Annotated in this window: 9 protein-coding genes; 2 read left to right on the forward strand and 7 right to left on the reverse strand. The window is 67.8% G+C overall.

Annotated features, from left to right (window positions below; translation table 11 throughout):
- The first annotated feature begins 449 nt into the window (after positions 1-449).
- Positions 450-1376: a hypothetical protein gene (locus FHW73_RS12680; protein WP_221187554.1), complete on the forward strand. Its 927-nt coding sequence runs from the start codon at positions 450-452 to the stop codon at positions 1374-1376.
- 81 nt (positions 1377-1457) lie between these two features.
- On the opposite strand, the gene FHW73_RS12685 is transcribed toward FHW73_RS12680, so the two are convergent.
- The 7 genes from FHW73_RS12685 to aceF all read right to left on the reverse strand — a co-directional run bounded on the left by FHW73_RS12685 (position 1458) and on the right by aceF (position 13944).
- Complete coding sequence (locus tag FHW73_RS12685) at positions 1458-2987, reverse strand: tryptophan halogenase family protein (RefSeq protein WP_183427120.1); 1530 nt, start codon at positions 2985-2987, stop codon at positions 1458-1460.
- A 20-nt stretch (positions 2988-3007) separates the two neighbouring features.
- Positions 3008-4021, reverse strand: a complete 1014-nt coding sequence (locus FHW73_RS12690; RefSeq protein ID WP_183427121.1) for a cupin-like domain-containing protein — start codon at positions 4019-4021, stop codon at positions 3008-3010.
- 4 nt (positions 4022-4025) lie between these two features.
- Positions 4026-4781: a SapC family protein gene (locus FHW73_RS12695; RefSeq protein WP_183427122.1), complete on the reverse strand. Its 756-nt coding sequence runs from the start codon at positions 4779-4781 to the stop codon at positions 4026-4028.
- A 49-nt stretch (positions 4782-4830) separates the two neighbouring features.
- A complete protein-coding gene (locus FHW73_RS12700) occupies positions 4831-7974 on the reverse strand; it encodes a TonB-dependent receptor (protein WP_255492972.1) in 3144 nt (1047 codons plus the stop codon).
- 741 nt (positions 7975-8715) lie between these two features.
- A complete protein-coding gene (gene lpdA / locus FHW73_RS12705) occupies positions 8716-10548 on the reverse strand; it encodes a dihydrolipoyl dehydrogenase (protein ID WP_183427123.1) in 1833 nt (610 codons plus the stop codon).
- Entirely contained in the window at positions 10548-12164 is a 1617-nt protein-coding gene (locus FHW73_RS12710) for a bifunctional GNAT family N-acetyltransferase/carbon-nitrogen hydrolase family protein (protein WP_183427124.1), read from the reverse strand. Before FHW73_RS12710 ends, lpdA begins: the two co-directional genes overlap by 1 nt.
- 16 nt (positions 12165-12180) lie before the next feature.
- Positions 12181-13944, reverse strand: a complete 1764-nt coding sequence (gene aceF, locus FHW73_RS12715; RefSeq protein WP_183427125.1) for a dihydrolipoyllysine-residue acetyltransferase — start codon at positions 13942-13944, stop codon at positions 12181-12183.
- Positions 13945-14334: 390 nt separating this feature from the next.
- Between aceF and FHW73_RS12720 the strand changes: the two genes are divergently transcribed.
- Entirely contained in the window at positions 14335-14979 is a 645-nt protein-coding gene (locus tag FHW73_RS12720) for an OmpW family outer membrane protein (protein WP_183427126.1), read from the forward strand.
- The last annotated feature ends 196 nt before the right edge of the window (positions 14980-15175 follow it).

Genomic DNA, 15175 nt, shown 5'->3' on the forward strand with positions numbered 1-15175 from the left:
CTTCCGGTCCAACATGCATCTGCCCTTGAGCCCTGAAATCAGGCTTCAAGGGTAGCGGCGGACAAGAATGGCTCCACGCTAATCCGCGAAGAACCCTTTTTTTGGCCTTCGCCTTTGCTTGGAAGGGGCCACGGCCTGCCGGCCGGCGGCCGCTCTCCCGCAACACGGCTGCTTTGGGTCCGGCCACGCGAAGCACGCGTGGCGTTCGCATGGATGGGCGGTAGTGCCGCGCACGCCATCGCTGCTCACCGGGCCCTGACCCGGACGCGCACTCGCTCCGATCGACGAATCGGCCCGGCCCGGCGCAGCGCGCCGGACGCCAATCCAAGGTCAGACTCCCGCCGTCGGGCTGGGACATCAATGAACGGACCATTCGTTATTCGCGTCATCACTTCACGCCGGCAAGACCTTCACTTACCGACCATCGCCTCCTCTTCCACGACCTTGGCATGCCGATGTCCCCCACGCCCTTCCGCACCCTCGCTCTGGCCGCCCTGCCTGCCGCCGTGGTTCTGGCCACGCTCGCGCTGCCCGCCCAGGCCCAGAGCCGCGATGATCGCTTTGTCCTGCGCGTGAGCGCCTTCAACCCCGAAGCCAAGCTGGGGTTCTCGGGCAACGGCACCGTCACCGACGGCACCGACGAGGCGACGTTCGGCTTCAACGAGACCTTCGGCACCGGCCGCGAATGGCGCCCGCGCGGCGCGTTCGGTTTCCGCATCAGCGACCGCCAGGCGCTGGTCGGCAACTATTACGACTATCGCCGCGACGAGACCTGGAATTACGGCGGCACCGTACTCGACACGGGCACGATCGGCGGCAGCGGCGAGTCGATCGACATCCCCGCCGCCCGCATCGACGGCCGCCTGTCCTTCAGCCTCGCCAGCCTCAATTACGAGTACAGCGTGGTCAAGAACGACAGCTTCCAGTGGGGCCTGGGCCTGGGCGTCACCTACGCCGAGCTCGAGGCCTTCGCCAACGGCGCGTCCGAAGGCACCGACCTTGTGGACCCGCAGTTCGAGACCGTCCGCTGGAAGCGCGACGGCTTCTCGCCGGGCCTGCACACCCGTCTGACCTGGATCCCGGCCGAGCGCTGGACCGTCGGCCTGGAAGCCCAGTACCTCGATACCCGCTGGGGTGATTTCCTGGATGAGCGCGGCCACTTCGAGCGCGGCGGCCTGATCGTCGAGTACATGGTCACCGAGCGCTTCGGCATCCATGCCGGTTACGACTGGTTCCGCCTGAAGCTTTCCGACGAGTACAAGGGGACGGCGCGCGCGCCCGACGGCGTCGCCGCCGGCCCCTACCCGTACGAAGGCAAGCTGACCGGCGATCTGAAGGTCCACGGCCCGATGGCGGGCGTGACCTTCCGCTTCTAAGCCGACCTCTCGGCAACGGATGGACGACGAAGCCGCGGCCCAGCCGCGGCTTTGTTCTTTCTGTTCTTTCCGCCGATCCGCTTACCGCACTGCGGATGGTGCGCCCCACACCGCGGCATCCGCCTTGCAGTAACGATCGATGAAGGCCTGCTGGGAGGGCATCTGCTCGACCGCACGTTCGACCGGCTCGCGGATCGCGCGCAGCAAGTGACGCAGGTCCTCGTCGCGCAGCGCGCGCGCCAGGGGATGATGCTGTCGGGGCACGATGCCCTGCCCCAGCAGCACATGCGTCCACGAATCGACACGGAACAGTTCATCGGCGCCCTGCCAGGCATGCGCACGCTCGCGCCAGGCCTGCAGCCGGACCTCCAGCGATGGCGGCAGCGCCATGTCCCGGCACGCCGCCCACATCGGCTCGTCGCGCTGGTTGGCGTGGTAATGCAGGATGATGAAATCCCGCACGTGCTCCATCTCCGCGCGACTGACCGCGTTGAACTGGTCCACCAGCGCTGGTGAGAGACCGTCGAACGGGAACAGCTGGATCAGCCGCACGACGGCACTGATGGTCAAGTGCAGGCTGGTCGATTCCAGAGGTTCGATGAAACCGCTGGCCAGCCCCAGCGAGACCACGTTGCCGTTCCAGGCCTGGCGCCGACGTCCGGTGCGGAACGGCACCACCCAGGGATCGCGCAGCGGCCGCGCGCAGACATCGCGCAGCAGTTTGGCCTGCGCCTGGTCGTCGGACATGTACCGGCTGGAAAACACCAGGCCGCAACCGACCCGATGCTGCAACGGGATATGCCACCGCCAGCCCGCCTCATGCGCGATCGCACGCGTGTACGGCACCGGTGGGCCCACCGATTCGGTCTGGACCGCCACCGCCCGGTCGCAGGGAAGCCACTGGTTCCAGTCCTCGTACCCGGTCTGCAAGGTCTGCTCGATCAACAGGCCGCGAAAGCCGGTGCAATCGATGAACAGGTCGCCGTCGATCCGCCGGTCTCCGTCCAGCACCAGGGCCGCGACATGACCACTGGTCGCATGACGCACCACCGCTTCGATCCGGCCCTCGACGCGCACCAGCCCATGGCGCTCGGCCTGCGCGCGCAGGAACTTCGCATAGAGGCCGGCGTCGAGATGGTAGGCGTAGTTGACCTGCGGATCGGTGTCGAGCGAGAACCGGTCGGCGCGCGAGGCGAGCGTCTCCAGGCAGAAGTCGCCCAGTTCCGACGGCATGCCGCGGCGACGGCTGTCGAGCCAGAAATGATGGAAGGCCGCGGCCCACGTCCCCTGTCCTGTCGCACCGAAGGGATGGATGTAGCGATCGCCGGGGCGCCGCCAATGCTCGAACGAAATCGAAAGCTTGAACGTGCCGGACACCGCACGCAGGAACGCCTGCTCATCGATCTGCACGAAGCGGTGGAAGGTGCGGATCGGCGGCACGGTGGACTCCCCCACACCCACGGTGCCGATCTGCTCGGATTCCACCAGTGTGATGTCCAGCCGGTCCCGGAACTGGTGGGCGAGCGCGCACGCGGCCAGCCAACCCGCCGTACCGCCGCCGGCGATCACCACCTTGCGTATCCGGCCAGGCGGTGCCTGGTGCTCGTCCATTGCCTCGCCTCCCTGTCCGCTCACCGGTTCAACTGGCCGAGCAACAAGGCGCGGATGCGTCGCGCCCGTGTCTCGTCAATCGGCCCCAGCACATCGCGCGCCGGTTCGGGGATGTGCGCGCCCGCGCGCGCGCTCGGCCCGAACACGTAGTAGTCGAATACCTGGCGCCAGGCCGCCTTGTCGCGCTCGGGCAGGTCGCGGATCGCCCACAGCGCGTGCTGCAGCGCCGACACCGGCGACGGCAGGAACGCCGGCACATTGCGCCACCAGTAATTGACCAGCACGTTGAACGGCGCGAGGCTGCGCACGTGGTGCCACCACATGCCCGGGATGAAGATCGCATCGCCCGGCACCAGCAGCGCGGTCTGCGCGTGCGCCAGCGCCTGGCCAAAGCGCGGATAGCGTGCGTGATCGGGCCGATCGAAGTCGACCAGGCTCACGACCTGCCCGCCGGGCGTGGGATCGAGCGGCCCCGGGTAGAGGTTGTCGATCTGCTCGGGCGGGAACACGGTGAACGCCCGCTGCCCCACCGCGCAGACGGCCAGGTTGTCCGGCACGTCGTAATGGCAGGAGGCCACGACCCGGTTGCCGATCCAGATGCCGGGCGCCGCGGGGATACCGCGGTCGGCCAGGTGCAGATCGTTCTCCTGACTGAAGCCCGGCAACGCGCCCGCCACCGACAACGAGGCGACGTAGTGGGTCGGCGGCTGCGGATCGTCGAGATGGGCCGCGATCGCATCCAGGACCTCGCCGAGTCCACCGCGACGGACCTCGACATTCAGAGCAGTGAAGTCCTCGGTATAGAACGGGCGCCCCTGGATCTCGGGAGCGCCGAACGAATAGGGGACCGGTCGGCCGGTGTCGAAGCCGCGCAGATACGCCATGGCCGAGGCGGTGGACGCCTCGCCCGCACGCACCAGTCCCCAGTCGCGCGCCACCCCTTTGAGCAGCACTGGCTGCCCCTCGGACACCAGCCTATCGAGCGGCAGCGCGGCCGCGTCGCGAACCTCGATTGCGCGCATGGCCGACGGCATGCGCTCAGGCGTCCGCGCGTGGCATCGCCGCGTCCTGCTCGCGCAGGCGACGCTGCTTTTCGGCCATCAGCCGGCGCACGTTGTGCAGCGAGGCCAGGACCAGATACGCCCCTTCCAGATAGCCCGCCTGGTTCAATCGCGCCAGCGCCGGTCCGTCCAGCGCGGCCAGGGCCTCGCGGTCGATGCTGTACAGACCCGCGACATCCACCCGATGGCGCTCGTCCAGGTCCACCGCCAGCGTCACCGGCTGGATCAGCCCCAGCGCATCGAAGGCCGCGAGCATGGCCGCGCCGAACGCGACCCCATCGCGGATGCCGCGCAGCACACCGGCGACATGCTCGAGGTACGGGCTGTGGCCGCCCTGCGGCAGGAACACTGCCTCGCCCTCGCCCATGCGGACCCGCGGATGATCCAGATCGACGTGGATCACCGGCTCGCGGCACAGCTCGCCGTCGATGCGCTGCTCCTGGAAGCCGATCAGGAACGGCCCCTTCGCCGCGGCGCCGGGCAGGTAGGCGGCGTTCCATCGGCCGTCGCGCAGGTACAGGTTCTCCCGCTGTTCGAATCCCAGCAACGCCACCGAGGCCCACTGCCCGTCCGCGTCCTTGCGGAAGAAGATCGGGTATTCGCGCTGCAGTTCGGCGTACTCGCTGGGGAATGCCGGCAGCATGCCCACGTCGTCGCCGAACTGCGCGCCGAAGCCGGTCGCCACGCGCAGATCCTTGTGCGCCACGTTGTTGAGCAATTCGTAACGCGCCATCACCTCTCCACCGTGCGGGATCGAACTCTGCAACGTCGCGCCGTGCCCCTCAGAACTTGTAGCGCACCCCCAGCATGTAGCGCGGACGCTGATCGGCCAGCTTCATGATCTGCTGATCGGTACGCGCGTGCCAACGCACCTCCTCGCTGGTCAGGTTGATCGCTTCCAGCCCGAACGACCAGTGCGCGTCGAGCGCGTAGTTCACGCTCAGATCCCACTGCTGGTAGGCCTCCACGTAGTAGGGGTTCCGGCTGGCGCCCTGGTTGGCGAGGATCAGATACTCGTCGCGCCAGTTCCAGGCCAGGCGGACCGACCAGCCGAACTTCTCGTACATGAACATGACGTTGGCGGTATCGCTCAGCCCGGTCAGCGAGAACTGGTCGATGCCCGGGTCGCCGCCATCGTCGTAGCCGACATCGCCCTGCACGATGGTGTAGTTGGCCAGGATCCCGAACCCGCTGTCGCCGAAGAAGTACTGGCCGCCAAGCTCCCAACCGTGCAGCTTGGACTGGTTCTGGTTGATCGGCCGGTTAACGTTGAACAGGTACAGCGGATCGTCCGGCGTGCCGTACAGATCGTAGGCGGCCTCGGTCGCCAGCGCCTGGGCGCCGGTGCCGTTGAACGCCCCCAGCCCCGCCGGATCGTTGCGCAGCAGCGCCAGCGCGGTGAACAGCGAGGTGTCGTTGCCCGAGCACGCGGCCGCGTTGGCCGGCCCCACCTGCTCGCGGCATTGCGCACTCTGCAGGAACGCGAGCGCGGCCTGGGCGTCGGGGCCCGAGGTCGGGTCGGTCAGGCCGTAGAGCGATTCCTGGCTCACCGTGTTGCCGACGAAATTGCTGACCGACTTGTGCCAGTAGGTCAGCGAGACGTAGCTCGATTCGGCGAAGTACCACTCCAGCGCGAAGTCGAGATTGTCCGACTCCAGCGGCTTGAGCGACGGGTTCTGCGCGTTGCCGCTCGCCCGGCTGGACGGGTCCAGCAGGACCGAACCGAAGGGCTGCTGCGCGCCGGGGCCTGCGTAGAGATTGCCGTAGGGTGCGCGCGCAATGCTCTTTCCGAACGAGGCCCGGCCCTTGAGCTGGTCGGTGAAGTCGATACTGAAATCCAGGTTCGGCAGGATGTAGCTGTAACTGCTCGACTCGCTGAAGGGTTCGAGCTCGTCGGACAGCACGATGCGGAAATCGTTGTTGGATTGCCACTCGATCGCCTCGGGGGTGGCGATGACCGAGGTGGAGACGACATCGGTGGTCTCGTAGCGCACACCGATGCGGGTATTGGTCGTGAAGCCGCCCAGTTCGCCATCCAGCGAGACCTGCATGTAGGCCGAGCGGGTCTTCTCCTCCACCCGGTTGTCCGCCGCGTTCTGCGGGCTCACGCCCAGGCCGACGCCGTACTGCCCCCGCGCCCATTGCGCGAGCGCGCCGGCATCGCCCCGCCAGGCCGGCCAGCTGCTGATGCTGCGCCCGTGGAACAGGCCCACCAAGTCGAGTGGCTGGAGCAGATCCATCAGGCCGCCCGCCACATCCGCATCGACATTGGCCACGCCCCAGTCGCCCAGTGTCGAGTACGCCTCGGCGGCCTGCAGACGGTGGGTCTTCGCGGTGCTGGAATCCACGCCGAACTGGAAGCGGCCCTGATCGAACATCCATTCGCCGTCGAGTCGGGCCTGCTCGATCTCGCTGACCTGGGTCTGCGCATTGACCCGCAGCACCTGGGAGCCGATCTCGCCGGCGACGAAGCCGGGATTGACCACCCCGTTGGTGCCGGCGATCGCGTCGGCGGTCGTCGGATACCAGGTCTGGGTGCCGACCGGCAGACCGTTGTTGAAGACCAGTTCCTGCACCCAGGAGCCGCCGCAATGCGGCCCGGTGGTGCAGTTGTTGGTGCCCGCCACACTCATGAAGATCGAGCCGCCACCGGTCAGCGGATCGTTGGGCAGACTCTCGGTCTTGGAGTTGTGCGCATCGAAACTCAGCCGGAAATCGCTGTTGACGTCCCAGACCGCGTTGAAGCCCAGCGAGCCCAGCCGATACTTCTGCATGCTGCGCTGCTGCTCGAGGCCGAAGTCCTTGGTGCCGGCGATTTCACGCAGGTAGATCGGCGTGGCCACCGCGCCGGAGGTATCGAACTCGACGTGGGTGTAGTCGCTGTTCTGCAACCACATGCCCTGCTCGCCGCGATTTTCGGTGATCTCGTTGGTGGAGTAGGTGTAGTCCAGCGTCAGGGTCAGACTGTCGGTGGGCGCGAACTGCAGCACCGCCTGGCCGTTGATGCGCTCGCGATCGAACTCGGAGAACGCGTAGCGCAGGTCGTTGGGGCGTGCGTAGAGGTCGCCCACGCCCGGCGCATTGGTCACCTGCGGATTGCCCGGCATCGTGCCCGTCCACGGCTGGACGTTCCAGTAGTTCTCGGTGGCCTGCACCGAGCCACCCTTGCGCTTCTGGTAGCTGCCGCTCAAGCCCACACCGAAGGTCCGGTCGGCGTTGGTGTAACTGAAGATGCCCGACAGTTCGGGCGTCAGATCGTCGTCGAACAGCTGGCTGCGATCGGACACCGCCTTGGCGCCGGCACTGGCGACGATGCCGGTGTGGTTGAAGGGCCTGTCGGTGAGGATATTGATGGTTGCGCCCATGCCGCCGCTCGGCACGTGCGCCTGACTGGTCTTGTACACCTCGATGCCGCTGATCGATTCGGCCGCCAACTGCGCGAAGTTGAACGCGCGCGTCCCGCCATCGACGCCGCCGATGGCGACCTGGCCGGCCGCGCCAAAGGCGTCGGCGCCCGGCACCTGGCGACCATTGAGGGTGACCATGTTGAACTGTGGCCCGAAACCGCGGGCCGTGACCTGCGCGCCTTCGCCATCGCGGCGTTCGATCGAGATGCCGGTGATGCGCTGCAGCGACTCGGCGAGATTGGTGTCGGGAAATTTGCCGATGTCCTCGGCGCTGATCGCATCGACCACGCCCGCCGCCTCGCGCTTGGTGTCCATCGCCTGGCTGAGGCTGTTGCGGATGCCGCTGACCACGACCGCATCGAGCGTCGTGGCGTCCTGCGGCGCGGACGCGGCCCGCGTGTCCGCACTCGAACTGGGCGGCGTTGACGGTTGCTGTGCGAACGCGGGATTGATGATCAGCACACCTCCCACGAAGGTGAACATTGCCGTCGACTTCAAACGCCTGAACTTCATGCTCATTGACGGGTCCTCAGCATCGGAATGGGAACAACCGCGAGCTGGCCGCTCCCGGCGTACGTCACGATCCGTCTCCGCAGGTGGCGGATGCGGCACTACCGACTTCTGCAGCTTGCATGCGCGCTCGAACTCGACGAAGCGCCCGCCTCCCAGCCAAACGGGCGCCCACAAACGGCAGCGTCCGTTTGCCCTGTTCTTGCAAACGATCCTGGTGAAACGGTCTTCGTCACCCCGCACCGCGCCCGGCCCCCTGCCTGGCGCATTGCCTCCAGCTCACCCGCATGTCGCGAAAGGCAGCCGACTGATAGCGCTACCATTTCGGCGCCAGGTGTATAGCGACCGGTGGGCTTTGTCACCATGCACTGCAACAAAGCGGTTCTGCGTGTCGCCCCGCGCTGGGCACGTCGGAACGCGATCGGCATAGGCGCCCGTTGCGCGCTCCGCGTTCCAGGCGGGCGGGCTTGCCGACGTGGATCAAAGGTCTGCTCAGGCGGCCTGGACGATGCTGACGGCCTGCAGCAGCCTGTGGGCGCCGCGCCCCCTGCAGCCTGTCGGGTGCTCGCCACGCAAGTCGGGGTTGCGCGCGGCTGTTTGCGCGCGCATCGAGTGACGGCCGGCACGGACCGCGCGCAGACCGCGCAGGACACTGCACGCTGGCGATGCATGCCACCGTCTTTCGACGGCAGCGGCGGCGTGCCGGCCCACGCAATGGACCGGCATGCGCGGCATGGCCGCGGTGGGCGACTACTTGCGCTTGGGCAGGTAGAGGTCGGTGATCGTGCCGTCGTAGACCTCGGCGGCCATCGCCACCGATTCGCTGAGCGTGGGATGGGGATGGATCGTGTGGCCGATGTCGGCGACCTCGGCCCCCATCTCGATCGCCAGCGCAGCTTCGGCGATCAGATCGCCGGCATGCACGCCGACGATGCCGGCACCGACGATCCGGTGGGTGGCCTCGTCGAACACCAGCTTGGTGAAGCCCTCGGTCCGGCCCAGGCCGATCGCGCGGCCGCTGGCCGCCCACGGGAACTTGCCCACGCCCACCTTCAGGCCCTTGGCCTTGGCTTCGGTCTCGGTGATGCCGACCCAGGCGATCTCCGGATCGGTGTAGGCCACCGACGGGATCACCCGCGCGACCCATTCCTTCTTCTCGCCCGCCGCGACCTCGGCCGCGAGCTTGCCTTCGTGCGTGGCCTTGTGGGCCAGCATCGGCTGGCCGACCAGATCGCCGATCGCGAAGATATGCGGCACGTTGGTGCGCATCTGCGCATCGACCTGGATGAAACCGCGCTCACCCACGCGCACGCCGGCCTTGTCGGCACCGATCTTGGCGCCGTTGGGCGAACGGCCGACGGCGACCAGCACGCGGTCGTACAGCGTCGTGTCGGGAATGCTCTCGCCGTCGAACGCAACGACGATGCCGGCTTTCTCCGGCTTGGCCTCGACGACCTTGGTCTTCAGGTGCACCGACACGCCCTGCTTCTTGAGCCGGTCAGCCAACGGCTTGACCAGATCCTTGTCGGCACCGGGCATCAACTGGTCGGCGAGCTCGACCACGGTGACCTGCGCGCCCAGCGCGCGATACACCGTGGCCATCTCCAGGCCGATGATGCCGCCGCCCACGACGAGCAACTGCTTGGGCACCTCGGCCAGTTCCAGCGCGTCGGTCGAATCCATCACGCGCGGGTCGTCCCACGGGAAGCCCGGGAGCTTGAGCGCCTGCGAGCCGGCGGCGATGATGCACTGCTCGAAGCGCACCAGCGTGGTCTTGCCGTCCTGGGCGACCACTTCGATCTCGTTCGGCGACACGAAGGTGCCGGTACCGGCCACCACGCGTACCTTGCGCTGCTTGGCCATCCCGGCCAGGCCCTTGGTCAGCTGGCCGACCACCTTCTCCTTGTAGCCGCGCAGCTTGTCGAGCGAGATCGTCGGCGCACCGAACTCCACGCCGTAATCGCTGGCGTGCTGCGCCTGGTCGATGACGTCGGCCGCGTGCAGCAGGGCCTTCGACGGGATGCAGCCGACGTTGAGGCAGACGCCGCCGAGCGTGTCGTAGCGCTCGATCAACACGGTGTCGAGCTCGAGATCGGCGGCGCGGAACGCGGCGGTGTAGCCGCCGGGGCCGGAGCCGAGCACGACGATGCGACATTCCACGTCGGCTTTGCGGCCCGACGACGGCGCCGCCTTCACCGCTTCGGGCTCGGCCGGCGCGCGATGCGAGCGCGCAACCGGCGGTTGGCTGGCCGGCGCCTCGCGCTTGCTCCCTCCCGCATTCGCCGGGGCGGGCGCCTTGTCGGCAGATCCCGCGGCCGGCTTGGCATCGCCTTCGGCCTCGCCCTCGGCTTCGATCACCGCGACCACGCTGCCTTCCGACAGGGTGTCGCCGACCTTGACCTTCAGCGCCTTGATCACGCCCGCGTGCGAGGACGGCACTTCCATCGTCGCCTTGTCCGACTCCAGCGTGACCAGGCCCTGGTCCTTGGCGACCGTATCGCCGACGGCGACCAGCACCTCGATCACCGGCACGTCGTCGTAGCCGCCGATGTCGGGGACTGTCACTTCCAGGGTCTTGGCCATCACGCGTTCTCCGGGGGTTGCGTCTGTTCTGGTACCGCCACGCGCGATGCCGGGCGCCGGGCCCAGCTCAGCGTATACAGGTCATGGCGGCGGTCGTTGAGGTTCTGCACGGTGCCGTCGTTGCGCGCGACCGTCAGATCGTTGAGGCGCAGGTCGGCGAAGGCCACCTGCTCGACATTGGGCGTGGTGTCGGCGGCGACGCCATCGCGCGCGAACGGGAAATCGCAGGGCGTGAGGATGCAGCTCTGCGCATATTGGATGTCGAAGTTGTTCACGCCCGGCAGATTGCCGACGTTGCCCGACAGCACCACGTAGCACTGGTTCTCCACCGCGCGCGCCTGCGAGCAGTAACGCACCCGCAGGTAACCCTCGCGGGTGTCGGTGCAGAACGGCACGAACAGGATCATCGCGCCCTGGTCGACCAGGTGCCGGCCGAGTTCGGGGAACTCGCTGTCATAGCAGATCATCACCCCGATCGGCCCGCAGTCGGTCATGATCGCCTGGGCGCTGTCGCCGCCGCCGATGCCCCACCATGTGCGCTCGTTGGGCGTGGGATGCAGCTTGTCGCGGGTATGCAGCGAGCCGTCGCGCAGCGCGACGTAGCAGATGTTGCGCACCTTGCCATCGTCGTCGTCGCTGGTCCGGGTCGGATGCGAGCCGCCGATGATGTTGATGTTGTGACGCACCGCCAGTTCACACAGCAACTGCGCGAAACGCTCGGTGTAGCCGGTGAGCGCCAGCAGCGAGTCGACCGGCGACAGCGGCTTGTTCTCCACTGACAGCAGTTGCAGCGTGAAAAGCTCGGGGAAGACCACGAAGTCGGCGCGGTAATCAGCGGCGATGTCGACGAAGTACTCGACCTGGGTGGCGAACTCTTCGAACGAGGCCACGCGGCGTTGCTGATATTGCACCGTCGCCACGCGGACCGAATCGGGCAGCGGGCGCGCGGTGCCGCGCGGGTCGGCATCCGGGTCGATCTTGGGGTTGCGCCAGACCAGGTGCGCGGCGTAGCCGGCCGACTCGGTGTCCTGCGGCAGATAGCCGGGCAGCACGCCGATCAGCTCGAAGCCGTTACGCAGCTGGAAACTCAGCGCCCGGTCGCGGATGCGCCCGGCGCACACGTCGGCCACATACGCGCGCACGTCGCCGCGATAGGCGCGGGCGCGGCGCGAGAAGCCCGGCAGGCGCCCGCCGAACACGATGCCCTTGAGCCGCAGCTCCTGGCACAACCGCTTGCGCAGCTCATAGAGCCGGCGGCCGATGCGCAGCCCGCGGTGGTCGGGATCGACGCAGACCTCCATGCCGTAGAGCCAGTCGCCGGTCGACAGGTGCCGCGAGGCGTAGCCGCCGCCGGAGATCTCCAGCCAGCGGTGTGGGGCCATCGCGGTGCGCTCGTCGATGCGGAACGTGCCGCAGTAGCCGACCGCGACCCCGTCGTAGAACGCCACGAACACGCCTTGCGGAAACTGCGCGATCTGACCGTTGAGCATCTCGGCCGTGTAGCCGTTGTCGCGTCCGTAGACGCGCTCGCTCAGCGCAACGATCGCCGGGATATCGGCGATGCCGGCATGGCGCAACGTCAACCGCGCCCGCTCGCGCGTGGACGGATCGCTCATGCCGGCAACCAGGCGGTTACAGCAGCACCCGGCGCATATCGCCGAGCAACTGCGCCAGCGTCGCCGTGAAGCGCGCGGCCGCAGCGCCGTCGATGACCCGGTGGTCGTAGGACAGCGACAGCGGCAGGATCAGGCGCGGCTGGAACTGCTTGCCGTCCCAGACCGGCTTGATCGCCGACTTCGACACGCCCAGGATCGCCACTTCCGGCGCATTGACGATCGGCGTGAAGCTGGTGCCGCCGATCCCGCCCAGCGAACTGATCGAGAAGCACCCGCCCTGCATGTCCGCCGGGCCGAGCTTGCCGTCGCGTGCCTTCTTGGCCAGCGCGGACATCTCCTGGGAGATCTCCAGCACGCCCTTCTTGTCGGCGTCACGGATCACCGGCACGACCAGGCCGTTGGGCGTGTCGGCGGCGAAGCCGATGTGGAAGTACTTCTTGAGCGTCAGCGTCTCACCAGCCGCATCGAGCGAACTGTTGAAGCGCGGATACTGCTTGAGCACCGCGACCGAGGCCTTGATCAGGAACGCGAGCATGGTCAGCTTGATGCCGGCCTTCTCGTTCTCCTTGTTGAGCTGCACGCGCAGCGCCTCGAGATCGGTGATGTCGGCATCGTCGTGCTGCGTGACGTGCGGGATCATCGCCCAGTTGCGCGCGAGATTGGCAGCCGAGATCTTCTGGATGCGGCCCAGTTCCTGGACCTCGATCTCGCCGAACTTGGCGAAGTCGACCTTCGGCCACGGCAGCAGGTTCAGGCCGCCGCCGGCCGCGGCCGGTGCACCGGCCTTCGAGGCGCCACCGCCCGCCAGCACACCCTTGACGAACTGCTGCACGTCCTCGCGCGTGATGCGCCCGGCGCGCGCGGTTCCGCGCACCTGGGCCAGATCGACGCCGAGCTCGCGTGCGAACAGGCGCACCGCGGGGCTGGCATAGGGCACATTGCCCGGCAGGATCGCTTCGGCATCGAAGCGGACCGGCGGGTTGCCGCTGCCGGCCGGCCGATGGTCCATCGAGGCCTGCGCGATCGGATCGGCCTTGGCCTGCGGCGCGACCGGCTCGACGGCGCTGTCGTCCTTGGACTTGGCGGGCGCGGCTCCCCCACCCGACGCGCTGCGCGCGTCGACCTCCCCCGCCTGCGGGGGAGGTGCATCGGCCGCGGCGTCTGTGGCCTCGATGACCGCGACCACGCTGCCTTCCGACAGGGTGTCGCCGACCTTGACCTTCAGTTCTTTGATCACGCCGGCCACGGCCGCCGGCACTTCCATCGTCGCCTTGTCCGATTCCAGCGTGACCAGGCCCTGGTCCTTGGCCACCGTATCGCCGACCGCCACCAGCACCTCGATCACCGGCACGTCGTCGTAGCCGCCGATGTCGGGCACTTTCGATTCCTGCGTGCCACCACCGCCGGCCTGCGCCTTCGGCGCCTCGGTCTTTGCAGCAGCGGGCGCGGCCTTCTCGGCCACCGGCGCCTCGCCCCCACCCGACGCGCTGCGCGCGTCGACCTTCCCCGCTTGCGCGGGAGGGGCATCGGCCGCGGCATCCTGGGCCTCGATGAGCGCGACCACGCTGCCTTCCGACAGGCTGTCGCCGACCTTGACCTTCAGTTCCCGGACCACACCGGCCACGGTCGAGGGCACTTCCATCGTGGCCTTGTCCGATTCCAGCGTGACCAGGCCCTGGTCGACCGACACCGTATCGCCGACGGCGACCAGCACCTCGATCACCGGGACATCGTCATACCCGCCAATGTCGGGAACGCGCGCTTCTTTCAGGTCGGCCATGCGGCCCTCCGGGCATCTCGTGACCCACTATTGTGGCGCCCCGCAGGTCCGGCGCCAACTGCTGTGATGTCGCATCGCATGCCGGCATCGGTCGCGGAACGTTGCGTCGCATTCGCGGCGTTCGTCTGCGGTACAGCCGCAATCTTGCCCGGTACTGCCATACCAACCCGCATGGCAACGCGCCTTGCGATGAACGCACCGCGCAGGTTTCCGAAGCTGCTGTGAAGCGTCAGGAATGCTTCAGACAGCGCAAATCGCCGATTCAGGTTGCCCGCGCCAGCATGGCCGCGCCTTCCCGAAGAGGAGGGTCGCGACGGGACTTTCGGTCCCGACCGCGAGAATCCCGCCGGCGCGTCTGCGCTGCCGGCACCCAAGTACAGGAGAACCCCCATGAAGCCGAACGCGTCCATCCTCAACAAGCGCAGCCTGATCCTCGCCACCCTGGCCTCGCTCGCGGTCTCGTCCGCGGCCTTCGCCCAGGACGCCGATACCGCGGCCGGCAAGCGCTTCTCGGTCGTCGGCGGCGTGACGCTGCTGCAACCGACCAACGACAGCGCGCGGAACAACGGGCTGAAGGTCGACGGCGGCCCGGCGCCGACCGCTTCGGTGTCGTACAACTTCACCGACAACATCAGCGCCGAGCTGTGGGGCGCGCTCGATTCGTTCGATCACCGCGTCAAGCAGGACGGCGTCAAGATCGGCAATGTCGATCAGCAGCCCATCGCGCTGAGCGGCCAGTACCACTTCGGTGATGTCGACAACACCTTCCGCCCGTTCGTCGGTCTGGGCTATCACCAGTCCAACATCAGCAACGAGGACCTGGGCGGCGGCGGCGACCACGTCAGCCTGACCACGCCCAAGGGCGCGATCGGCACGGTCGGCGTCGACATGAACATCAACTCCACCTGGTTCGCCCGTGCCGATGCGCGCTACCTGCGCAGCCGTGCGGACGTCAAGCAGGCCGGTCAGACGGTGCAGCGCGATCTCAAGCTCGACCCGTGGACCGTGGGTGTCGGTATCGGCGCACGCTTCTGATCCTCTCTCTCCCAGAGACGTGCCCAGCGGCCCTGCCTTGTGCGGGGCCGTTTTTTTTTGATCCCCTCGCAGAAACGGAAGCAGGAACTCCACTTCGAATGGGCAGCAGCCTGCCGGCCGGAAGCCGCTCTCCCTCGGTCAGCACATCCTGTCCTGACTCGGGCGCGCGCCATCCATGGCGCGCTGAACGCGGCCA

Source organism: Luteimonas sp. RC10 (assembly GCF_014192745.1).
GTDB lineage: Bacteria > Pseudomonadota > Gammaproteobacteria > Xanthomonadales > Xanthomonadaceae > Luteimonas.